The organism is Stenotrophomonas sp. AC248 (assembly GCF_979258185.1).
In genome coordinates, this window is the sequence record NZ_OZ409840.1 from 2,214,762 (window position 1) to 2,236,964 (window position 22,203).

The window sequence follows — 22,203 nt, forward strand, 5'->3', positions numbered from 1 at the left end:
CCCCATGGAGACACCCGAGCACACGCTGTCGATCCGGGAGAAGCTGGGCTACAGCCTGGGCGACCTTGCGGCCAACCTGATCTTCCAGACGCTGATCACCTACCTGGCCTTCTTCTATACCGATGTGTACCGGTTGCCGCCCGCCACGGCGGCCACGATCATTTTCGTGATCGGTCTGCTGGGGGCGTTTGTCTTCACTCCGCTGATCGGCATCGCGGCCGACCGCACCGCCACCCGCTGGGGAAAGTTCCGTCCCTGGATCCTGTGGACGGCGATCCCGTTCGGCGTGTTGTCGCTGCTGGCATTCAGTACGCCGGACCTCGGTGAGCACGGCAAGGTCGTCTACGCCCTGACCACCTATGGCCTGCTGATGCTGGTGTATGCGGCCAACAACCTGCCGTATTCCGCGCTCAGCGGCGTGCTGACCGGCAGCATGGCCCAGCGCAACAGCCTGTCGGCCTACCGCTTCGTGGCGGTGATGATCGCGCAGTTCATCATCCAGGTACTGCTGTTGCCGCTGGTATTGATCCTGGGCGACGGCGATCGCGTGCAGGGCTTCGAGCGGGTGATGACCTTCTTCGCGGTAGTGGGAACGCTGTTCTTCCTGATCACCTTCGCCACCACGCGCGAGCGCATCGTGCCTGCCAAGGAACAGACGGGCGGGGTGCTGCAGGACCTGACCGACCTGCTGTACAACCGGCCGTGGAAAGTGATGCTGGCCCTCACCGTGCTGGTCTTCATCAACCTGGCCCTCAAGGGCGGCACGTACATCTACTACTTCCAGTACTACATGAGCGAAGCCGCATTGGCGGGCTTCCTCGACACCTCCGGCTTCAACCACTTCATCGGGGGATTGAACGCGACGCTCAATGGATGGGGTCTGTCCGACTTCACCTGGCCGGAGGATCCGGCGACCTCTGCGTTCAGCCTGTTCAACGCCTGCGGCATCCTCTGCATGATCCTGGGCATTGGCGTGTCCCGCCATCTCGCCGATCGCTTCGGCAAGCGCAGTGTCTTTGGCGGCGCGCTGTTGGTTTCCACCGTGTTTCTGCTTGCGTTCTACTTCCTTCCGCCCACGGCGGTTGCCGTGGGCTTCGCGGCCTTCATGCTGCACGGGTACTTCTACGGCATCACCATCCCGTTGCTGTGGGCGATGATCGCTGACGTCGCCGATTACTCCGAATGGAAGAACCACCGACGCGCCACCGCGATCATCTTTTCGGCCATGTTGTGTGGCCTGAAGATCGGCCTGAGCATCGGCGGCGCACTGGTCGCCGGCATTCTGGCGCACCACGGCTACCTGGCGGGCGCGGAACAACAACCCCAGGCCGTGGTGGACGGCATCCGCCTGACCGTGAGCGTGTACTGCTCCCTTCCGTTCCTGCTCGCGGTCGTGCTGCTCCTGCTCTATGAGATCGACAAGAAGATGGAGGCCCGCATCGAGCAGGACCTGCATGCGCGCCGGCAGGCGGGCAACGTGGATCACCTCACGGCACGCGCCATCTCCCAGCCACTGGTGACCCACATCTACACGGCCGATCCGTCGGCCCATGTGTTCGAGGGGCGCCTGTACATCTACCCGTCGCACGATATCGACAGCGGCGCGCCCTTCGACGATGAGGGCGGTCACTTCGGCATGGAGGACTACCACGTATTGCGGATGGACACGCCCGACGGCGAGACCACCGACTGCGGCGTGGCGCTGCATGTCCGCGACGTGCCGTGGGCCGCACAGCAGATGTGGGCGCCCGACGCGGCCAGCCGGGACGGACGCTATTACCTCTATTTTCCGGCCAAGGACAGGCAGGGTGTGTTCCGCATCGGTGTAGCCGCGTCACATCGCCCGGAGGGTCCGTTCACGCCCGAGCCCGAGCCGATGGAGGGGACGTACTCGATCGATCCTGCGGTGTACGAGGACGACGACGGCACGCATTACCTCTATTTCGGCGGCATCTGGGGCGGTCAGCTGCAGAAGTACCGGGACAACCGTTACGACGCGGCGCACGAAGAGCCGACCGGAGACGCGCCTGCACTCGGCCCGCGGGTCGGCCGACTCGATGCCGGTATGACACGCCTTGCCGAACCCACGCGCGAGATCGTCATCCTGGACGAGCACGGGCAGCCGCTGCGCGCCGACGACCACGCGCGCCGGTTCTTCGAGGGACCGTGGCTGCACAAATACCAGGGGCGCTATTACCTGTCGTACTCCACGGGTGACACCCATCTGCTCTGCTATGCCGTGGGCGACAGCCCGTACGGACCGTTCACCTATGGCGGCGTGATCCTCACGCCGGTGGTGGGCTGGACCACGCACCACTCCATCTGCGCCTTCGAGGGGCAGTGGTACCTGTTCTACCATGACGCGGTGTTGTCCGGCGGGGTGACCCACCTGCGCTCGGTCAAGTGCACACCGCTGCACATGAACGCGGACGGCAGCATCCGGACGATCGACCCCTATGGCGCCTGAAACAGCAGTGCCCAAGGACGATGCGCAGGCCCCGATGCCTGCCGGCCGCCTGCACTGGCTGCGGGCGGGCAGGCTGGAGGTCGCACTCGCTCCGGAAGCCGGTGGACGCATTGCCCAGCTCCGCTACGACGGCGTGGATTGGCTGGTGGGTCCGGACGAGGTGGAGCAGGCAACCATCGCGTGGGGGTGCTACCCGATGGTGCCCTGGGCCGGACGGATCCGGCAGGGGCGCTTCCGCTTCGATGGCCGGCGTTTCGGGCTGCCGGTGAACTTCGGTGGGCACGCCATCCATGGGGTAGGGTTCTCCCGGCCCTGGCGCATCGACAGCGTTGGTGCGGACAGCGCCACGCTGACGCTCGCGCTTCCAGAGGATGGCTACTGGCCCTTCGGCGGCGTTGCGACGCAGGCCATCCATGTCCGGTCCAACCGGCTGGAGCTACTGCTCGCTGTGCAGGCCGGTGACCAGGCTATGCCCGCCGTACTCGGCTGGCACCCGTGGTTCCGCAAGCCGGAGCGCTTGCTGTTCGCCCCCCTTGCCATGTATCCACGGGATGCTGAGGGCATTGCCACGTTACCCTGCGGCAGCCCCGCATCCGGGCCTTGGGATGACTGCTTCATCAACCAGGGCGACGTGACCTTGGTGTCGGCGGGCCAGCGGCTGCGGCTGCGGGCGGACACCGATCACTGGGTGGTCTACGACGGTGCGCCGCACGCAACGTGTGTCGAGCCGCAGACCGGGCCGCCGGATGGTTTTACGTTGGCGCCGAATCGGTTGGAGCCGGGGCAGCGGCTGCAGCTGAGGTTCGAGCTTGAGTGGGAAAGCGACGACCCGGGGTAGCACCGGGACCGTGCCCCCCGGATGTCTCAGGGGGGATCGCGTGCATCCAGACTCAAGACAGGGGAGGTTGAGGCCTCGGCGTGTATCCAGCTGCAGAACGCGTCCGTCGCTGCCTGCCGCTGACCCTTTGACGGCCGGATGATCCAGAACGCATAGGCATTGGGAAGATGGTTCTCAACGGGCCTCACAAGGCGTCCCCGATGCAGATCGTCCTCTACCAAGGGCGCCAACCCCAACGCAACGCCGTGCCCGTGGATCGCTGCCTCCTGGGCCAGATAGATGCTGGGAAACACGGGGCCGGCGTCAGCGGATACGCCCTTCAGGGCAGCCGCCTGCAGCCACGCCGCCCAATCGGGAACGCCCGGCCGTCCCTCAGCGCTTTGATCATGGATGAACGCGACATGGGCGAGATCGGCGGGCGATGCAATCGGCTTTCCATCCTTCCGTGACGTGCCGGGGGCGCACACCGGAAACACCGGGGCGTCCATTAACTTCTCGACCTGCACGCCCGGGTACGTCCCCAGGCCGTACCGGATCGCGACATCGACCTGCTCCTGGCCAACGTCGACCAGCTGATCGGTCGTCAGTACCCGAACGTGGATGTCCGGGTGCGCCTCGTGGAACCGGTGAAGCCGGGGCGCCAGCCACTTCGCGGCGAATGACTCCAGGGTGCTGACACGCAGGTGGCCGGGTTCGGCCGGTGCGGCTCGGTCCAGTGCGAGATCGAGCATCCCGAAAATCTCAGTGAGCGACGCCGCAAGAGTGGCGCCCTGCGCGGTGAGCGTCACGGCCCGATGGCCGCGCTCGAAGAGCTCGGTACCCAGGTAGGCTTCGAGTCGTTTGACCTGGTGACTCACCGCCGCCGGTGTGACAAACAGCTGGGTAGCGGCCTTCTGGAAGCTGAGGGATCGTGCTGCGGCCTCAAACGCTCTCAACGCATTCAAGGGAGGGGCGTGGCGCGGCTTCATCAGGCGTTCCTACCAGCACGGGTGACCGATCTTATCAGGTTAGTTTTAGTAACTTGAAGGTCAAATCTTCTCGTTTGTCGGCGTCTGCACACCCGTCAATCATGGCGGCCTCCATTCAACGGGAAGCCGCCGTGCATCTGAAACCGCTGGGTCCGGACGTGTTCTTGTGCGTCGGCGAGGACCACCAATCCGTTGCGACCGTGTTCCTCGATGGCAATGACGCGCTGCTGGTGGATGCACTGGGAAGCGCAGCGGACGCGGCTGCGTTGCGCGTGCTGATCTGCGACGATCTGGGGAAAACGGTGCGCGTCATCGTCGCCACCCATTTCATGAGCGACCACATCGCGGGGCTCTCGGCCTTCCCCGATGCCATGGTCATCGCGCACCGCAATTACCGCCACACCTTCCTGTCACAGAACCACCGCGTCGACGCGTTCTACCGCGAGCCGCAGGTGGTGTTCGACAGCGCGATGCGTATCCGCTGGGGCCGCCATGAGCTTCGCCTGCTGCACAATCCCGGCAAGACGATGGATCACATCAGCGTGGATGTTCCCACCGCCGACCTGGTCTGCGTCGGCGACAACATCGTGGGCAACATCGTCTACCTCTCAAAGGCCGACCCGGTCCAGATTCGAACGGCCATTGGTCGGGCGAAGCAGTTCGGGCGCGGCACTGTCGTCGGCGGACACATGGGGCGCTTTGACGCCGCCGTGCTCGACAACGCAGTGCACTACCTCGACCGGATCCGCCAGAACGTGGTGGCGATACGCGCGCAAGGCGAGGGTGAATCGCTGGCGTCCCGGTTGGCCACCCTTCGGATCGGGGACTGCCTGGCGCCCGGCGTCGAGGCAAGCGCGTTCGAAACGGCGTGGCATCTGCGCAATCTGGAGGCCATCGAATCCCAGGGCATCTTTGAGCTGGACACCTACCTGGCCCGTTCGGCGGATGTCGCATGAGCGGCGACGTGCCAGAGGGCGCACGCATGGGCCGCCGCGTCTTTCTCTCCGGTCTCGCCGCTGGCGCCACGGCCGCGCTGTTGCCGGTCTCCCGCGCCGTCGCACGGCCAGCGTTGGACGACCTGCGAATTCAGCGGCTTGCGTGGGCGGGCATTCGCCTCCAGCTGCCAGGCGCAACCTTGTTCATCGATCCCCTGACCAACGCCGAGGAGTGGGGCAGGGCACTGCCCGATGTCCTGGTTCCCGTTGAGGGCGGGGTGGGCGACACGACGGTATTGCTGACGCACGTCCACTCGGACCACTTCGACGCCGGGGCTGTGGCCCAGGCGCTGCGGAACGGCGGGCGCTTGATCTACCCCGAGGGGACCCATCCGCTTCCCGTGCCTGCGGGCGCCCGGGCACGGCCCGCAACGCTTTGGGAGCCGCAGTTGCTGGGTGACTTCACCGCCACGGCGGTACCCGCCTCGGACGGATACGGCGACACTCAAGTCTCCTGGGTGGTGTCGGCGGCCGGCCGCCGGATATTCCATGGAGGAGACACGATGTGGCATGGCCACTGGTGGAAGATCGGCCGCCAGCTCGGACCCTTCGACGTGGCGTTCCTGCCGATCAACGGTGCCAGGTTCGGATGGCGCACGCCCGTCAGCGGGCAGCCGGGCGTCCTGACGCCCGAGCAGGCCATCGCCGCCGCCACCGTGCTGGGCGCGCGCACTGTGGTGCCGATTCACTACGGCATCTCGGGCGTTGATGCGTACCAGGAAGTGGACGATCCTCTTGGCGCCCTGATCCGGGCCGCGCGGGGAACGGCCATCGGGGTCCAATCAGTGCAGCCGGGAGCGTGGGTGGCGTGGCGGTGAGGTCCTGCTGCACTGTCGACACGTCCAGCCGGAGGCCACTCACCGCCACGGGAACCTGCATGAAGCACCTTGCCTTCGCCGCTATCATTGCCTCGATATTTGTCAGTCCCCTGTCCCATGCGACGGAGGATTCAGGGCCGTCGCGACCCTCGTTGGGTGCGCTGCAGCGCATCATCGAGTCCCGCAGTCCGGAGACGACGGTCGCCACGCCTGACCATGATCGGATCACCGCCCAACGCATCGATATCGTCGACGAGAACGGGGTGATCCGCATGACCCTTTCAGGCCGGACGCCGGCGCCGATCATCGATGGCATCCAATACCGCCGGGCGTTCAACGTCGCCGGGCTGGTGCTTTACGATAACAAGGGCAGCGAGCGCGGCGGCTTCGGCACCGCCGATGTGGACGGGGGGATGGCGGTTCTGGCCCTGGATCACCCGGCGATGGATGCCATCGGCTGGCGCGTCTCGCCGGACGGCGAGGTGGCGTTCTCGATCAACCAGGCGCCGCCACTGCTGCGCGAACCGGCCCTCGGCAATCGCTTGGTTCCCGGGGTTAAAACGTCCACGCGAATCCGCATGCTGGTGGATGCAGACGGAACCCCTGCGATCGCGTTGAACGACAAAGCGGACAAGACACGCCTGCGGCTGACGGTGACCGAAGAGGGCTACGGCGCCATCGAGTTCCTCAACGCACAAGGGGAGGTGATTCATACCCTGGCGCCAGAGGCGGATGCGAAGCTGGCGAAGGCGCAGTAGATCCAGCGCTGAAGCAGGGTAACGGTGTTACACGGCACTTGGGGTTGAAGCGCTATCTGGAGAACTGACGCACATGCAGATTGAAGAATACGAAGAGCGGCTTCGCGTTGCCATGCTGCACAGCAATGTGGCGGAGCTGGAGGTCCTGATTGATGACGACCTGGTGTTCGTCGGGCCAGGGGGCGGCATTTATACGAAGGCGGATGACCTGCAGCTGCATCGCTCGGGGGCGCAACGCATGTCTCAAGCGGACTGGCATGCGGTGGAAGTGCGTTCGTACGGTACGACATGCGCCACCGTGGTAACTGCTGCGCTGTCTGGCACGCTCATGGGAGAGCCATTCTCTGGCCGGTTCCGTTATCTGCGCACCTGGATGCAGAAAGAGGGTGTGTGGCGCGTGGTTGCCGGTAGCGTGTCGGCGATCAGCGAATAACGGGCCATCACGCTCCCGGCCTCCCCGTGGGCACGCTGTTGTCGCGTTCGTGCCAGGGCGGGAGCGCCAGCGCATGGGCTTTGAGCATGGCTTGGATGCGCGCATGCACTTCATCCCTCTCCGTATGCGCGCATTGATCCAGAATCTCTCCAGCCAGCGCCTCAAACTGCGGCCAGAACTGCGCCGGGTGGCGCACCTCTGCCAACCAGTGGACCAGCATTTCGGCCAGCCCATCAAGCTGCGCCTGTATGTCGGGGCGCTTGTTCATCCCGGAGCGGCACCCAGATCAAGCGCGACACGGTAGTAATGGCCGTCGTCGCGGAGCAGGACGGTGAGGTCCGGCTGCAGGACGTCATCCACATGCAGGGTCGGCTGACCTTCCGCGGTGCGGGTCACCACGAACTCATACAGGCTGCGCCCGAAGTGGTAGCTCAGTTCGAACGACGGCCAGTGATCGGGCAGGCAAGGTTCAAGCGAAAGTCGATCACCGTCGCGACGGATGCCGAGCAGGGATTCCACCAGCAGGCGATACATCCACCCGGCCGACCCGGTGTACCACGTCCAGCCGCCTCGCCCGACGTGCGGCGACACGGCGTAGACATCGGCGGCCAACACATAGGGTTCGACGCGGTAGGTCTGGACCGCCTCGGCGTCCAGCGTGTGGTTCAGGGGATTGATCATGCCGGCCAGCTCCCAGGCACGCACCGCATCGCCCTGCTGTGCGAATGCCATCGCCGCCCACACCGCCGCGTGGGTGTACTGGCCGCCATTCTCGCGCACGCCCGGTACGTAACCCCGAATGTAGCCGGGGTCCTCCGTGGTCTGGTCGAAGGGCGGGTCGAGGAGCTGGATCAGCTTGGCGTCCTTTCGCACCAGATGCGTGTACAGCGAATCCAGGGCTTGCGTGGCACGCTCAGGCGCGGCCACGCCTGACAGCACCGACCAGCTCTGGGAGATCGAATCGATGCGGCACTCCTGATTCTGTGACGAGCCCAACATGGCGCCGTTGTCGAACCAGGCGCGGCGATACCACGCGCCGTCCCAGGCATGCTGTTCCAGGTTTTGACGCAGGCGTTCGGCCTGTTCTTCGCACCATTGCGCACGGGCGGCATCGCCACGCGCGTTGGCCAGCCCGATGAAGCGGCGAAGCGTGTCATGCAGGAAGAACCCGAGCCACACACTTTCACCGCGCTGCTGGTCGCCGACGCGGTTCATGCCATCGTTCCAATCGCCGCTGCCCATCAACGGAAGCCCGCGTTCGCCGAGCAACCGGCACCCGCGCTCCAGCGCGACGACGCAGTGCGCATACAGTGTTCCGCGCTGTGCCGAAAGGGTGGGCATGTCGTAGTAGCCTTCCTCCTCCGGGGTCACCGCGCGCCCCTCGATGAAGCCGACCACTTCGTCCAGCACGCTGGCGTCGCCGGTGACCTCCAGGTAGCGGCATGCGCCCTGGGGCAGCCACAGATAGTCGTCCGAGCAGCGGGTACGCACGCCGCGACCTTGCGGCGGGTGCCACCAGTGCATCACATCGCCTTCGGTGAACTGGTGTGCCGCGCAGAGCAGCAGGTGTTCGCGGGTCAGGTCCGGGCGCGCGTGTACAAGGGCGAGCGCGTCCTGCAGCTGGTCGCGGAAGCCGAACGCGCCGCCGGACTGGTAGTAGCCACTGCGTGCCAGGTAGCGGCAGCCCAGGGTCTGGTAGACCAGCCAGCCATTGGCCAGTGCGTCGAACGCCGGGTCCGGCGTGCGTACCTGCACCGTGGCCAGCACATTGCGCCAGTGGATGCGCACGGCGTCCAGCGCATCGATGGCTTCCTGATTGCCCTGGCGGCTTCGTGCCAACGCCAGCGTTTCCTCGCGGTCGCGCCCGGCGCCAAGGCGGAACGTGGTTTCACTGCGGTCGCCCGGCGCCAGCTCCAGCGGCACCTGGATCGCCGCGCAGGGATCCATGCCCGCACCGGCCCGTGCATCCAGACGCTCGCGACGCAACGCGGCCGGTGCGTGCAGGCCGCCGTTGCGGCCGATGAACTCCAGGCGGTCACAGGTCCAGCCGCAGCCCTCGGCATCGGTGTCGAAGAAGGCCATCCGGCCGCCGAATTCGGTGCTGTAGCTGTTGCGCGCCAGCAGCGCCCCGGTCTGTGGGTCGCGTTCGGTGACCACGTGCATGCGCGACTTCGGGCGCAGGTCACCCATGACCCACTCCACATAGCCGATGGCCGCCAGCCGCCGTGGCCGGCCCGACAGGTTGTGCAAGCGCAGGACCGAGAACTTCAGTGGTGCGGTGACATCGACGAAGACCCACAGCTCGCTGGCGATGCCGTCTTCGATATGCTCGTAGACCGTGTAGCCAAAGCCGTGGCGGGTACGGTAGGCACCGGTGCCCCGGCATGGCAGCGGCATCGGCGACCAGACACGACCGGTGTCCTCATCGCGCACGTAGAAGGCTTCGCCGCCGGTATCGGACACCGGATCGTTGAGCCAGGGCGTCAAGCGGAATTCGTGTGCGTTTTCAAACCAGGTATAGCCCGGTGCACTCTCGCTGACGACCGTACCCAGGCGGGCGTTCGCGATCACGTTGGCCCACGGCGCCGGGGTCGGGGCGCCTTCGCGCACGACCACCACGTACTCGCGGCCGTCCTCGCTGAAACTGCCGGTGCCGTTGTCGAATCGGCCGGCGCCGCGGTACGGAAGGAACGGCCACGGGTCGTCCACCTCTTCGTCGTGCTCAACGCCCGGGGGCAGTCCGGGCTCGGGTCCCGGGTCGGCGACAACGGGCAGCCCGGGCGTCGCGTCCATCGCCAGTGCCAGCTCCTGCTGCTCCGCCTGCGGCACCAGGGCCGGAATCCGTCGTACAGGCAGCGGCTGGCGCCCCACCTGCGCGGCCAGCGTGCCGTCCTCGTCGCTGAGCACCACCCGTGCCACGGCCTGCAGCAGAACGCGGTCCTCGTGGCTCATGTTCTGCACCGGCCGCACGAAAATGCCGCCGGGGCGATCGAGCAGGCCCGTCTCCGAACTGGCGGCCACCATCCCCAGGATCTGGTCCTGCAGTTCCTGCCGATAGCCGGCCTTGCTGTCGTTCCAGATCACCAGATCGGTGTTGAGTCCCTTCTGGCGCCAATACGCGTGCGCCTGCACCAGCTGCCTGACCAGTTCCACGTTCTCCGCGTCGGTGACCTTGAGCAGGACGATGGGCAGGTCGCCCGAGATGGCATGGCCCCACAGCCCGGATTGCCCCCGCTGGTTCTGCTGCAGGACGGCGTCGCCCGCGCGCAGCAGCGGATTGGCATACAGCACGTGGCTGGCCAGGCGCTCGTACAGCGAGGCTTCGGCCTGGCTGGCATTGATCTGCCGGCGCACCACCTGGCTGTGTGTCCAGGACAGGTCGAAGACACGGTCTGCCAGGCGGCGATCACGATACTTGTCGACCATCGCCTCGCAACCGGTGCGGTCGGCGCCGATGCCAAACACCATGTCCAGCTGCACGGTCTGCTCGGGCTCCAGCACCACCCGCACGCGGATGGCCACGATCGGGTCGAGCACCGAGCCGTCCGTGCCGGAGAGGTCGATATCGGTGGTCAACGCCTGCGGCGTCCGCGGCGTGTTGCCACGGCCCAGGAAGCGCGCACGGTCGGTTTCGTAGGAGATCGACACGACCTCGGCGTCATGCACCGCGACCAGATGGAACATCCACGGTGGCACTTCGTCGTGCGAACGGGGCCGGCGCGTGCAGAGCACGGCCTGCTTGGCGGCCAGGATCTCGCTCTGCACGAAGAGGTTGCTGAAGGCCGGATGCGCATCGTCGGACGCTGCGGGCGCCAGCACCACTTCGGCATAAGTGGTGATTTCCACCGTGCGCTGGCGACGGCCGCGGTTGGTCAGGCGCAGGCGCCTGAGCTCAATGTCGTCCTCGGCCGAGATGGCGACCTGCAGATGGCTCTCGCAGCCGCGGCGGGCACCCCGGAACTCCGCCTTGGCGTCGGAGAAGATCGCCTCGTAATGGTCCAGCGCCACGCAGGTGGGCTGGTAGGCGGCAGACCAGAACTCGCCGCTGTCCACGTCACGCAGGTAGCAGAACGACCCCCAGGCATCGGTGGTGCCGTCCTCGCGCCAGCGGGTGAGCGACAGGTCGCCGTGGCGGCTGTAGCCGCCGCCGGCATGGGTCAGCATGCCGTGGTAGCGCCCGTTGGAGAGCAACTGCACTTCCGGGCGCGGGCCAGCCGGATCACGCAGGACGCGCAGGGAGGTTTCGTGCTCGGCCATGGCCGAGTGCTCGCCCAGGGCTTCGACCTCATGCGGATGGAACACGCCGATGCGCGGGATGCGTTCCTGCAGCAGCAGCAGGGTGGCCTGGAACTCGGTATCGGCAACGAAACGGCGCTGCATCGGCTGGTCGCGCAACAGATAGTCCAGCGACAGCAGGCCCATGCCCTGGTGGTGGGCCATGAACGAACGCAACAGCACGTGATCCTGCCCCGGGGGTAGCCGGGCGGGGGTGTAGTCGATTGCTTCGTACATGCCAAAGCGCCCGGAGAACCCGAGGCCTTCGAGTGCCTGGAGGTTCTGGCACGCCGCCTCCGGCGCCACCATCAGCGCCATCATGCTGGCGTAGGGCGCGATCACCCGATCCTGGCCCAGGCCGCGTTTGAGACCCAACCCGGGCACGCCGAACGCGCGGTACTGGTAGTTCAGACGGGCATCGACGGCGTTATAGCCGGACTCGGACACGCCCCATGGCAGGTTCAAGCTACGGCCGTAGACGATCTGCGCCTCGACCGCATGCCGCGCGGTCTGGTCGAGCAGCGTGTCGGGATAGCTGGGCATCACCAGCTGCGGCATGAGGTACTCGAACATCGAGCCACTCCATGACAACAGCGTCGGCGTGCCGTTGACCTCGGTGAGCATCCGGCCGAGTGCGAACCAGCTCTCCTGCGCCAACTGCCCCTGGGCAATGGCGACGAAGGCGCACAGCCGCGCTTCGGAAGCGAGCAGGTCGTAGAAGCTGTTGTCGAGGCGGTGGTCGTCGACGTTGTAGCCGATCGAGAGCAGGTTGCGGGTACGGTAGAACAGGAACCCGTACTCCATCAGCGAGAACTGCCCGGCGCGGTGCGCCAGTGCCTGCAGCTGCTCGATGCGCACGCGCGCGTCCGCACCGGCGGAACCGGGCAGGGCGGCCAGCTGGCGCAGGCTGGGCACCGGCGCCTCGACGTCCGCGCCGGCATCGGCCGGGAGGTCGGCGAGTGTCGCGTGGGCGGCACGGCATTCGGCAGCGAACAGGGCAGGCCAGTGCAGCGCACCTTCCTCGGGCGACTCCGGTGCCGGCCACTGCGCCAGCACGGCGTCGGCCAGACCGGCGAGCTCCTGCAACCGGGCGAGCAGCTGCGCGGTCCCACGGGGGCGGTCAGTACGCGCTGATGCCAGGCGCTGGCGAAGATGGTTGAGCGCATCGCCCAATGGCGCGTCAGCGGGGCGATGGCGTTGCCGTTCCTCTTCCAGCACGCCGAGCGTATCGGCCAGGCCGTCGAACGTGTGCGGCGCCAGCACCGGCGCGTCCACCAGCGCGAGCAGGCCTTGGCGCAGCGTCAGCAGGTGGCCGGCCAGGTTGCCGCTGTCCACGGTGGAGACGTAGCGCGGCTGCAGCGGCGCCAGGGTTTCGGTGTCGTACCAGTTCAGGAAGTGGCCGCGGTGGCGCGGCAGCTGGTCCAGCGTATCGAACGTGAGCGCGGTACGTTCCGCGACCGCGCCCAGCTGGAGCCAGCCGAAATCCCACGCGGACAGATTGGCCAGCAGGGACAGGCCGATGTTGGTCGGCGAGGTGCGCCGCGCCACCACCAGCGTCGGGTGCTCCTGGATATTGTCCGGCGGCAGCCAATGATCCTGCTCGCGCACCCAGGCCTGGAAGAACGACCAGGTGCGCCGCGCCAGCCGGCCCAGGAACGCCCGCTGGGTCACAGACAGTTCGGCCACGCTCGCGGCCGGCGGCCGGCCCAGCCACGCCATCAACGCGGGCGCAAAGGTCCACGCCAACAGCAGGGGCAGGGCGACAGGCAGCGCGTGCGGAGCCACGCTGGCCACGACCGCCGCCAGCGCAACCGCCAGCACCGACGCCGGCGCCATCACCCGCCATTCCGCGCCGCGGTCGCTACCGAGGCGGCGCTCGACTTCGCTGGAGGGGTTCCATTGCAGCAGATGGCGGCGGGTGACGGTCATGCGCCAGAGCGTGCGCAGCACCGCGCCACCGGCCAGCAACGCTTCGTAGGGCAGACACGCGACCTGGGTGGCGGCGCGCAGCAACGACTGCAGCGTACCGCGCCCGACCATGATGTAGTGCGCTTCCAGCGGCGTGTCGTCCGGAACGCTCAGCGCATCGCGCAGCATGCCGATCAGCGGCGGCGCAAACCACAGCGCCAGCACCCACGCCGTCCACGCAACCGGGCTTTCGGCATGCAGCCAGCCCGCCACCAGCAAGGCCAAGGCAGCAATCGGCACCACGCTCCGGCGCAGGTTGTCCAGCAACTTGCCGCGCGACAGCAGGCTGAGCCGGTTCCGTTCCCATCCCGATCCCGGGCGCGGTGTCCACGGCATCAACCAGGGCAGCAGCTGCCAGTCGCCGCGGATCCAGCGCGCACGGCGCTTGGCATCGGCGACGTAGCGTTCGGGATAGTCCTCGTACAGGCGCACATCGCTGACCAGGCCGGCGCGTGCATAGCAGCCTTCCAGCAGGTCGTGGCTGAGGATGCGGTTCTCGGGCAGGCGACCTTCCAGCGCATGCTCGAAGGCCTCGACGTCATAGATGCCTTTGCCCACGAACGAGCCTTCGTCGAACAGGTCCTGGTAGACATCCGAGACCATGCGCGAGTACGGGTCGATGCCGGGCTCGCTGCCGAACATCCGGGCAAACCGCGAGGTGCGGCGCGTGCCCAGGCTGGTGCCGACGCTGGGCTGCAGGATGCCGTAGCCCTCCACCACGCGTTGCAGCGCCGGATCGAAGCGCGGGCGGTTGAGCGGGTGCGCCAAGGTGGCGACGAAGGCGCGTGCGGCATCCCGCGGAAGCTGCGTGTCCGAATCCAGGGTGATGACGTAGCGGACGCCAACCAAGGCCGCCGTGTCACCGACGGTGCGCATGAACGCGGTCGCGTCGCCTTGGCGGAGCAGGGCATTGAGCGCTGCCAGCTTGCCGCGCTTGCGCTCGTGCCCCATCCACACCCCTTCGCTTGGGTTCCATTGCCTGGGGCGGTGCAGCAGGTAGAAGCGATCGCCGCGCTCGGCCGCGTAGCGGCTGTTCAGTTCCTCGATGCGCTCCACGGCGTGCGCGAGCAGGGTGTCGTCCGTCGGCGTCTCGGCGGCCGCGGCGTCAAGGAAGTCCGTCAGCAGCACGAAGCGCAGCTGGGGATCGCGGTTGGCCAGGAAGCGGACCTCCAGCGCTTCGGTCAGCACATCGATGCCGTCGATGCTGGACAGCATCGAGGGGACTGCGACCACGGTGGAGCAGGCGGCCGGAATACCTTCGCTGAAATCGAGCTTGGGAAGCGGCCTGGGGGTGACCAGCACCGTCGCGGTCCAGTTCACCAGGACGATGCCCAGCTCGCTGAACACCAGCAGCGCGAACAGCGCGGCCAGCCACACGGGCACCGCGCCACTGCCCGAGGCCAGCAGGCCCGCGGTGGCCACCACCGCCAGCAGGGCGATCGGCAGCAGGTACAGGGCAAGTGGCACGCGATGCGCCCGTAGCCGGGCCTTGCGGTGGCGCGGTGCTGCCTCGGCCACTGCGTCCACGGTGGCGTCCACGCCTTCGCCGACGAGCCAATAGCCTACGTGCGCACGTGGCCCATCGAGCGGCTCAGCGGCCCGTGCCAGGTCCAGCGCGATGGTCGCAACGCGCTCTTCGGCGACGCGGCTACCGCGGGCGATTTTTTCTACGACATGGCGATAGGCGTCGCGGGTGCCGAAATCCATCTGCGGATAGACGCCCATGGGGTCCTCCTGCAGCCGCTGCTCGACCACGCTCATATCTTCGACAAAGGTGCGCCAATCCATGGTGGACAGAAAACGCAGGCTGCCGATGCTGTTGCCGATGGAGACCTGATCGGCCGCTTGCTGCTGCCCCTCGGCGGCGACCAGCTCGTCGATGCGCTGCCCAGCCGCGGCCGCCCACTGTTCCAACCAGGCGACGGGCATGGCCCACGCGCCGCCGCGCCCTTGCAGCGAGCGGGTAAGCTCGGCGATGAACGCGCCGGTCAAGGGCGGCTCGGAGCGTGCCATGTCGGCCACCACCAGGACCACATCGGTCGGGGTGTCGGAGGCGGCGCGATTGAGGTTGTCCGCCCATTGGGCCGCCAGGCCGCGGTCCGTGCCGTCGCGCATCACCCGCGCGGCCATGCGCCGCAGATTCTCCAGCAGGGCCAGGCGCAGCATGATCGGAACGGCCCACAATTCGCCCAGGCTCAGCGGCGCGAGCGACTGGTACGAGGCGATGAAGCGGCTCAAGGTATCGCCATCAATACGGCCATCGCCGTGCGCGATGGCTTGCATCGACAATTCGTACACGCGCGGCAACCCGGCCGAGGGGCCGGCGGCAAGCGACGGCAGCTGCCGGCTGTAGCCGCGCGGCAGGTGGCGGCGCGCGGTCTGGATCTGTTCCTGGATCAGGTAGTAGTTGTCGAGCAGCCATTCCCCGGCCGGGGTCACCGGCCGCTGTTCGCGCACTACGTTGCTGAGCAGCGTATTGGCGTCTTCCAGGACACGTTCGTTGGCTTGCAGGCGATCGAGAAGGCGCTCTGCGCCAGGTCGCATCCGCACCCGATGCTGGCGCGCAAGCGCGCGGCCGTACACCTCCATCTGTTCAACGCTGTACAGCGCGGCACGCAGTGGGACCTCGGTGGCTTCGATGGCCGGGACCGAGGCCTGGCGCTCACGCCAGCGCCAACGGACAAGCCGACGCAGGCGGAGCCAACGACCAAAAAGACGACGAAAGTGGGGCATGGTTTACCGAGGGGGGGAGGTCGCGTCCTTGCATAGTTGCATTCGGGGTGGCGTGGTAACTGTGAAGGCCGCGAGCGCGAGCGGCCCGGATGGTCGCGGCGCAACCTCAGGCGGTCGGCACCGTGCCGCCATCGATCGTGTACTCGGACCCGGAGATGGACGCCGCCCGCGGCGAGACCAGGAACGCAATCAGATCGGCTACCTCGGCGGGCTTGGCCGGGCGGCCCAGCGGGATGCCGCCCAACTCCTGCATGACCTGCTGTTTGGCGGCCTCATAATCTGTGCCTGCATTGGACGCAATCCGCTCGACGAATGCGATCGCAGCGTCTGTCTCGATCCAACCCGGCGACACGCGGACCACGCGCACCCCCTTTGGGGTGACTTCCTTGGAGAGTGCCTTGCTGTAGGTGGACAATGCTGCCTTCGCCGCAGCATAGGCAATCGTGGCGTCATGCAGCGGCAGTAGCCGTTGGATCGACGTCACATGCAGGATCACCCCCGCGCCCTGGGCGATCATGGCGGGCAAGCAGGTGCGATCCATCCGCACCGCGGACATCAAGTTCAGATCGAGTGCGTTTGCCCACTCCACATCGTCCAGCCGAGCGAAGCCACCCGCCGGCGCCGACGACCCGCCCACCACGTTGATCAGGATGTCGAGGGTGCCGAGATGGCCTACGGCTGCCTCCGATGCCTGGCGTACACCTTCGGCGGTAGCGAGGTCCGCAGCGACATAGTGCACGCCATCGACAGGGCGCTTCGGCGCCGACAGCGCGACCGCCACGACCCGAGCCCCCAGCCTGGACAACAGATCGACGACGGCAGCGCCCACACCGCGGGCACCGCCTGTCACCAGGACACGCTTGCCTGTCAGTTGAAGATCGAAGGTCATGGGGCAATCTCCAGCGAGGCGATCTTGCCGCGTTCCAGAATGAAGATGTAGCGCAGGTCAACCGGGCTGCCCTGGAAGTTGCCCGACACTTCGCTGGTCACGATATAGCTGCCATCCAGCGTCTCCACCGCTCGGGGGAGGGCGACATAGGTGTATTTCGCCGAGGAGGCGTTTTTCCATGCTTCGATCGCAGCTGTACCTGAATGGGTAGTCCTTTCATCCAACACGCGCCCGTTCGGCGTGAAGCAGCCGGCAACCGCCCGGCCGTCGTGCTGGTCGGCGACAAAATAGGCCGCGATCGGTTCGGGAAGATCGAGTCTTTGCATGTCAGGTCTCCGTTGTGGTGGACGGCGCCAGATTGACTCGTTCCTTGTGGTAACAGAATCACCTACTATCTGAGCAGGCTATGTAGAAACGAGTGCACAATGCGCGGCGCTTAATTCGCAGAACTGAAGGCGTTCGTCGCCATAGTGGACAGGTCAAGCTTCGCCAAGGCGGCCGATCACCTGGGGCTTTCCCGGTCCGCGCTCAGTCAGACCATCCGCCAGCTGGAGGCGCGGCTGGGCGTGCGCCTGTTGAACCGGACCACGCGCAGTGTTTCTCCCACCGAGCCGGGCAGGCGGCTGCACGAACGCATGGCACCCATGCTGCGTGAAATGGACGCGGCCGTGGCGGAGGCGGTAGACACACGGAACCGTGCCTCGGGAACGCTGCGCATCAACACGCTCAGCATGGCTGCCAAGCGACTGATAGCGCCACGGCTCGGTCGTTTCGCACGTGCCCATCCCGATGTGGTCCTGGACATCGTGATCAATGACGCCCTGAGCGACATCGCCGGCGAAGGCTTCGATGCCGGCATCCGCGTGGGCAATCGCGTGGGCAATCGCGTGCAGAAGGACATGGTTGCGGTCCGAATGACGCCGGATGTCGAACTGCTTGCCGTCGCATCGCCGGACTACCTTGCCCGCCACGGTGAACCCAGAACGCCTGAGGACCTGAGCCGACACGCCTGCATCCTCTGGCGCTTCCCCGGCAGCGGCAGGATTGCGGGCTGGGAGTTCAGTAAAGCGGGGAAAACGGTCGAGTTCTTTGGGGAAGGAAACGTGATCTCCAACCACCAGGACATCATCGTGCCCGCAGCGTTGCAGGGACTTGGAATCTTGTACGCCTATAACGATGATGACATCGCCGAGGCACTGCGCGATGGCCGACTGCGGCGCGTGCTGGCGGACTGGTCGCCCAAGGTCCCTGGCCTTTACCTGTACTACTCGAGCCGACGGCATATGCTGCCGGCGTTGCGGGCTTTCATCGATTGCATGCTGGATCGAGACCTGGGCGGTGAAGCGGGGTGATCGGCGCTAAGTGGCCGATCAGCGGCCGGTACGGTAGTCGGTAGAAAGTAGAGCGGGAGGCGGGCCTCGGGGCAGGGAAGCTATGCCGGCACGTCCGCGGCCGCGGTGATGTAGTTGTTCTAGATCGGCAGGGGATTAAGTAGAACTACTGGCTCTCTGCAAGCTGTTCTACGGATGCCTGCGTTTGGGCGATGGGCACATGATCTGGTGTCGCAAGCCGACGGAGTGCCCTGTGAACTCCGATCAAAGCACCACGTCTTCTTTGTCATGGCCGACGACATCGGCATCAGCTACAACAAGCAGGAATCATGGAGTAACGGTTGCCCAACATCGCTGCGCAGCGGAACGTGGCGGCCAGGTCGACGCGAATTCGGCGCCGGTTGACCAACGTGCTCGATTATCGCCTACAGCCAATTGCATTGCCTTTCCCACCGCGTAGGACAGCGGGCTATGACGCTACCCAAGAGGAGCATTTCCAGTGCATCCAGAGTCCAAGGTATCGAGTTTGCAGCCGATCTCCGATCAGGATATTAGCGACGCCTATCTGTATCTCCTCAGCCGCCTGCTCGTACTCCGGCAAGAGCAATTGGACTTCAACAAGGAGGGCTTCAAGTGGAATGAGATTGCCCATCGGGAGGTCGGCGGTGTGGCCTGGGCCAACCCGAACCTCGACGTGGCCTACAGTGAGGCGTGGGTAGCGGTCGATGAGAGCAGTTGCGCCGTCTTCAGCGTTCCCGAGATCAACGGGCGGTACTACACGGTGCAGTTCCTCAACGGCTGGGGTGAGACTATCGTCAACATCAATGAGCGCAACTATCCGGACCACCCCAGCGGCGATTTCTGGATATGCTTGAAGGGCGCGCCGACGCAGGTGCCGGCCGATGCCGTTCGCATCGACGTGCCAGGGAAAACCGCACGCGTCCTCGCACGCGTCGAACTTGGTGCCGATCCCGAGCAGGCGATCGCATTGCAGCACCGGATCACCGTCAAGCCCACGGGCACGCCGAAGATCGAACCTGTGCCGGCGACGCCGGTATTCACCAATGACGCGTTCCCGGGCGCCGAGGCATTCGATGCGGCCACGCTCGCGCTCGACAGCGAGCCCGACATCAACCCCGGCATGGCTGCGCTGCAGGCCCGCGTGCGAGCCATTGCCGAAGCGGTCAAGACACCCGCCGATCGCGAACGCGTGGAGAAGGTGATCCGCGAACAGGCCCTGCCGAACTTCCATAAATCCTTCAGCACCGCCGGTTCCAACAAGAACGGCTGGAACCGGCCGGCAACGATTGGCAAATACGGGGACGACTTCAAGACCCGGACGTTGATCAACATGGCCGGTATCTGGGCCAACAGCACCGATGAGGTGGTCTACTTCAAGACCGACAGCGACGGCAGCGGCGCCAAGCTGGACGGCGGCAACACCTACACCCTGACATTCGCCAAGGACGAGCTGCCGCAAGCGCATGTGAGGTACTTCTGGTCGGTGATCGCAGTGGACTCCAACGAGTTCCACGTGATTCCGAACGACAAAGACCGGTTCCTGATCAACCGGCAGTCCAGGCTAGAATACGGCGAGGATGGGGCGCTGACGTTGTTCTTCTCGCCGCAGAAGCCCGAGGACGCACCGGATGGGAACTGGCTGCCCACGCCCAAGGGTCAAAACTACAACCTGACCTTCCGGGCCTATGGCCCGGACCAGGCGATCCTTGGCGGGACGTGGTATCCCGCGCCGCTGATAACGACGGCGGAGGCAGCGTCATGACCGCTCGTGCGCCAGAAGCGGCAATGCCGGTGCCGGGCCCGGTGTCAGGCACCCGAATCACCGAGGAGTACGCACGCATGGTCGCGCGCCAGGCCTACTTCTGGGCATGGCCGATGATCAATGTCCATAACCGTCGCCAGACCTTCAAAGACCTGCCCGAGCCGGGCCTGATGGGGGGTGTCGTGCCGGTGGCCCCGCTTAATCGCTTGAGCATGCTCAGCGATTACATAGAGCCGCAGGAGCGGATGGTGGCGTGCCCAAATCAGGACGTCGTCTATGGCGCTGCCAGCCTGGGCCTGGACGTGGAGCCGGTCGTGATCCAGGTGCCGGACTTCGGCGACCGCTTTTGGGTCTACCAGGTAGTGGATGTGCGCACCGACAGCTTCGCCGAACTGGGCAAGATGTACGGCACCCGGCCCGGCTTCTATCTGCTGGCAGGCCCCGATTGGAAGGGTGACGTACCCGAGGGCATCGCCGGCGTGTTCCGCTCGAGCACCGATACCGGCTTCGTTATTCCGCGGGTGTTCCAGGACGCGACCGACGAAGACAAGCGTGCCGTGCAGCCGTTGATCAACCAGATCGACATGTACCCGCTTTCGATGTTTGACGGCAAGCTCAAGCAACGCGACTGGTCGAAGCAGCCCCGGTTCCCGGCGCAGGACACGGGCGGCGGCGCCGAGACGGTCTGGGTAGTGCCGGACAAGTTCGTCGACGAGCTCCCCTTGGCGCTCAAGGACGCGAGGCCGCTACCGGGCGAGGAAGCGCGTTACGCCGAAGTGCTGGCGGTGATCGCAGCCGCACAACAGTCTCCCGAGCTGAAGGCAGCCATGCTCGACGAGGCGGGGAGGGCAGAGCAGGACCTGGTGGGCCCGTTGCTTCAGTTCCGCCACTACGGCCTGCCGCTGCCGCACAACTGGACCACCCAGAACAACGGCGCCCAGTTCGGTACCGACTACTTCACCCGCACCGCGGTGGCCAAATCGAACATCTTCGTCAACCGGCCGAACGAGACCAAGTATTTCTACCAGGACCTCGACGATGCCGGCGCGCGACTCAATGGTGGCAAGCGCTATACCGTGACCTTCTCCGGGGGACAGCTGCCGCCTGTGTATGGCTTTTGGTCGCTCACGCTTTACAACGAGCACCACTTCTTCGCTCCCAACGAGATCGATCGTTACTCGGTCGGCACCAAGAACAAGGACCTGCAGACGGATGCGGACGGCACCTTGACCATCTATGTCCAAGCCGACGCGCCCAGCGATCCCAAGCACCGCGCGAACTGGTTGCCGACGCCGCAGGGCGGGGGCTTCTCGTTGTACATCCGCGCCTACTGGCCAGGTGAAGCGATCGCCAGCGGGCAGTGGACGCCCCCTGCGGTGAGCGCGGTCGGGGATTAGATGGATCGGGCGGTGTAGGCGTAGTTGATGGAGTGGGGACGTCTATCGAAGCGCCATTTGGATCATTTCTTCAAGAATCGCGGTCAAGGCAATGGGTAACCTGGACGCTGGCTCATGCCTGCCGAACGAAGTTTGCGATAGTTGGACAATGTCGCATCCTCGGTTCCACCAGCGTCAAACACCTCCTGGACGCTCCCTAAGTCGACGTCGAGGCGGTCAATGAGTGTGCCTTGCGCCGGAACGGCCCTGGTTTCGGTCGGCACGTACGTGTTGCGCTTACGTTTGAGATGGACCGGTACGGTCACTTCATCCACCACGAACACTACGCCCGGGGAGTCATTCGTCAGGACAAGGAATACTCGGTCGTTTTCTACCCTTGAGCTGGTGGACACAGGGCCAGCTGCGGCGATTGCGGGGGTGCTGAGGAGTGAGAGCAACAACAGGCGGTGGACCATGCCGGGCTTACCATTGTCAGGACTAGGAGATCTGAATGATCACTGTTTGAGCTGTGGAAGTGAAACTGTTCTTGCAGAACAACGTAGAGCCCGGC

At 65.9% G+C, this 22,203-nt stretch carries 15 protein-coding genes and 1 pseudogene; 10 read left to right on the forward strand and 6 right to left on the reverse strand.

Annotation, left to right across the window (positions count from 1 at the left end):
- Positions 1-4 precede the first annotated feature (4 nt).
- From ACZ0AE_RS10055 to ACZ0AE_RS10065, 3 genes and pseudogenes are all read left to right on the forward strand, one after another.
- Positions 5-1,477, forward strand: a pseudogene (locus tag ACZ0AE_RS10055) (MFS transporter); the annotation flags it as partial.
- Positions 1,451-2,467 (forward strand): glycoside hydrolase family 43 protein, encoded by a 1,017-nt coding sequence (locus ACZ0AE_RS10060; protein WP_463602085.1) that lies wholly within the window; start codon positions 1,451-1,453, stop codon positions 2,465-2,467. The pseudogene ACZ0AE_RS10055 and the gene ACZ0AE_RS10060, both read left to right, overlap by 27 nt.
- On the forward strand, positions 2,457-3,305 hold the full coding sequence (locus ACZ0AE_RS10065; protein ID WP_463600981.1) for an aldose epimerase family protein: 849 nt from the start codon (positions 2,457-2,459) through the stop codon (positions 3,303-3,305). The genes ACZ0AE_RS10060 and ACZ0AE_RS10065 overlap by 11 nt, the downstream gene beginning before the upstream one ends.
- A 26-nt stretch (positions 3,306-3,331) precedes the next feature.
- Here ACZ0AE_RS10065 and gcvA read toward each other — a convergent pair whose 3' ends face one another.
- Positions 3,332-4,273, reverse strand: coding sequence for a transcriptional regulator GcvA (gene gcvA / locus ACZ0AE_RS10070; RefSeq protein WP_463600982.1), 942 nt, complete (start codon positions 4,271-4,273; stop codon positions 3,332-3,334).
- A gap of 101 nt (positions 4,274-4,374) precedes the next feature.
- Here gcvA and ACZ0AE_RS10075 point away from each other — a divergent pair, with 101 nt between their 5' ends.
- The 4 genes from ACZ0AE_RS10075 to ACZ0AE_RS10090 all read left to right on the forward strand — a co-directional run bounded on the left by ACZ0AE_RS10075 (position 4,375) and on the right by ACZ0AE_RS10090 (position 7,277).
- Entirely contained in the window at positions 4,375-5,229 is an 855-nt protein-coding gene (locus ACZ0AE_RS10075) for an MBL fold metallo-hydrolase (protein WP_463600983.1), read from the forward strand.
- On the forward strand, positions 5,226-6,086 hold the full coding sequence (locus ACZ0AE_RS10080; protein WP_463600984.1) for an MBL fold metallo-hydrolase: 861 nt from the start codon (positions 5,226-5,228) through the stop codon (positions 6,084-6,086). The genes ACZ0AE_RS10075 and ACZ0AE_RS10080 overlap by 4 nt, the downstream gene beginning before the upstream one ends.
- 59 nt (positions 6,087-6,145) lie before the next feature.
- Positions 6,146-6,844: a hypothetical protein gene (locus tag ACZ0AE_RS10085; RefSeq protein WP_463600985.1), complete on the forward strand. Its 699-nt coding sequence runs from the start codon at positions 6,146-6,148 to the stop codon at positions 6,842-6,844.
- A gap of 73 nt (positions 6,845-6,917) precedes the next feature.
- Positions 6,918-7,277, forward strand: coding sequence for a nuclear transport factor 2 family protein (locus ACZ0AE_RS10090; protein WP_463600986.1), 360 nt, complete (start codon positions 6,918-6,920; stop codon positions 7,275-7,277).
- A gap of 7 nt (positions 7,278-7,284) precedes the next feature.
- Here ACZ0AE_RS10090 and ACZ0AE_RS10095 read toward each other — a convergent pair whose 3' ends face one another.
- The 4 genes from ACZ0AE_RS10095 to ACZ0AE_RS10110 all read right to left on the reverse strand — a co-directional run bounded on the left by ACZ0AE_RS10095 (position 7,285) and on the right by ACZ0AE_RS10110 (position 17,468).
- On the reverse strand, positions 7,285-7,545 hold the full coding sequence (locus ACZ0AE_RS10095) for a hypothetical protein (RefSeq protein WP_463600987.1): 261 nt from the start codon (positions 7,543-7,545) through the stop codon (positions 7,285-7,287).
- A complete protein-coding gene (locus tag ACZ0AE_RS10100; protein ID WP_463600988.1) occupies positions 7,542-16,253 on the reverse strand; it encodes a GH36-type glycosyl hydrolase domain-containing protein in 8,712 nt (2,903 codons plus the stop codon). The genes ACZ0AE_RS10095 and ACZ0AE_RS10100 overlap by 4 nt, the downstream gene beginning before the upstream one ends.
- 106 nt (positions 16,254-16,359) lie before the next feature.
- A complete protein-coding gene (locus ACZ0AE_RS10105; protein ID WP_463600989.1) occupies positions 16,360-17,142 on the reverse strand; it encodes an SDR family oxidoreductase in 783 nt (260 codons plus the stop codon).
- Positions 17,139-17,468 (reverse strand): nuclear transport factor 2 family protein, encoded by a 330-nt coding sequence (locus tag ACZ0AE_RS10110; RefSeq protein ID WP_463600990.1) that lies wholly within the window; start codon positions 17,466-17,468, stop codon positions 17,139-17,141. The genes ACZ0AE_RS10105 and ACZ0AE_RS10110 overlap by 4 nt, the downstream gene beginning before the upstream one ends.
- A 123-nt stretch (positions 17,469-17,591) precedes the next feature.
- Here ACZ0AE_RS10110 and ACZ0AE_RS10115 point away from each other — a divergent pair, with 123 nt between their 5' ends.
- The 3 genes from ACZ0AE_RS10115 (at position 17,592) to ACZ0AE_RS10125 (ending at position 21,653) form a co-directional block, all read left to right on the forward strand.
- The gene (locus ACZ0AE_RS10115; RefSeq protein WP_463602086.1) at positions 17,592-18,494 is read left to right on the forward strand and encodes a LysR family transcriptional regulator; all 903 of its coding nucleotides are present in this window, start codon (positions 17,592-17,594) and stop codon (positions 18,492-18,494) included.
- Between the two features lie 505 nt (positions 18,495-18,999).
- On the forward strand, positions 19,000-20,256 hold the full coding sequence (locus ACZ0AE_RS10120; protein WP_463600991.1) for a DUF1214 domain-containing protein: 1,257 nt from the start codon (positions 19,000-19,002) through the stop codon (positions 20,254-20,256).
- Positions 20,253-21,653: a DUF1254 domain-containing protein gene (locus tag ACZ0AE_RS10125; protein ID WP_463600992.1), complete on the forward strand. Its 1,401-nt coding sequence runs from the start codon at positions 20,253-20,255 to the stop codon at positions 21,651-21,653. Before ACZ0AE_RS10120 ends, ACZ0AE_RS10125 begins: the two co-directional genes overlap by 4 nt.
- Before the next feature lie 83 nt (positions 21,654-21,736).
- On the opposite strand, the gene ACZ0AE_RS10130 is transcribed toward ACZ0AE_RS10125, so the two are convergent.
- Positions 21,737-22,108, reverse strand: coding sequence for a hypothetical protein (locus ACZ0AE_RS10130; RefSeq protein ID WP_463600993.1), 372 nt, complete (start codon positions 22,106-22,108; stop codon positions 21,737-21,739).
- Positions 22,109-22,203 lie beyond the last annotated feature (95 nt).

What these genes read in the sequence shown, in the direction of transcription:
- ACZ0AE_RS10100 (WP_463600988.1), bottom strand. Translation starts at nt 16,253, where the DNA reads ATGCCCCACTTTCGTCGTCTTTTTGGTCGTTGGCTCCGCCTGCGTCGG.
- ACZ0AE_RS10065 (WP_463600981.1), top strand. Translation starts at nt 2,457, where the DNA reads ATGGCGCCTGAAACAGCAGTGCCCAAGGACGATGCGCAGGCCCCGATG.
- ACZ0AE_RS10075 (WP_463600983.1), top strand. Translation starts at nt 4,375, where the DNA reads ATGGCGGCCTCCATTCAACGGGAAGCCGCCGTGCATCTGAAACCGCTG.
- ACZ0AE_RS10105 (WP_463600989.1), bottom strand. Translation starts at nt 17,142, where the DNA reads ATGACCTTCGATCTTCAACTGACAGGCAAGCGTGTCCTGGTGACAGGC.
- ACZ0AE_RS10110 (WP_463600990.1), bottom strand. Translation starts at nt 17,468, where the DNA reads ATGCAAAGACTCGATCTTCCCGAACCGATCGCGGCCTATTTTGTCGCC.
- ACZ0AE_RS10095 (WP_463600987.1), bottom strand. Translation starts at nt 7,545, where the DNA reads ATGAACAAGCGCCCCGACATACAGGCGCAGCTTGATGGGCTGGCCGAA.
- ACZ0AE_RS10130 (WP_463600993.1), bottom strand. Translation starts at nt 22,108, where the DNA reads ATGGTCCACCGCCTGTTGTTGCTCTCACTCCTCAGCACCCCCGCAATC.
- ACZ0AE_RS10080 (WP_463600984.1), top strand. Translation starts at nt 5,226, where the DNA reads ATGAGCGGCGACGTGCCAGAGGGCGCACGCATGGGCCGCCGCGTCTTT.
- ACZ0AE_RS10090 (WP_463600986.1), top strand. Translation starts at nt 6,918, where the DNA reads ATGCAGATTGAAGAATACGAAGAGCGGCTTCGCGTTGCCATGCTGCAC.
- ACZ0AE_RS10125 (WP_463600992.1), top strand. Translation starts at nt 20,253, where the DNA reads ATGACCGCTCGTGCGCCAGAAGCGGCAATGCCGGTGCCGGGCCCGGTG.
- gcvA (WP_463600982.1), bottom strand. Translation starts at nt 4,273, where the DNA reads ATGAAGCCGCGCCACGCCCCTCCCTTGAATGCGTTGAGAGCGTTTGAG.
- ACZ0AE_RS10085 (WP_463600985.1), top strand. Translation starts at nt 6,146, where the DNA reads ATGAAGCACCTTGCCTTCGCCGCTATCATTGCCTCGATATTTGTCAGT.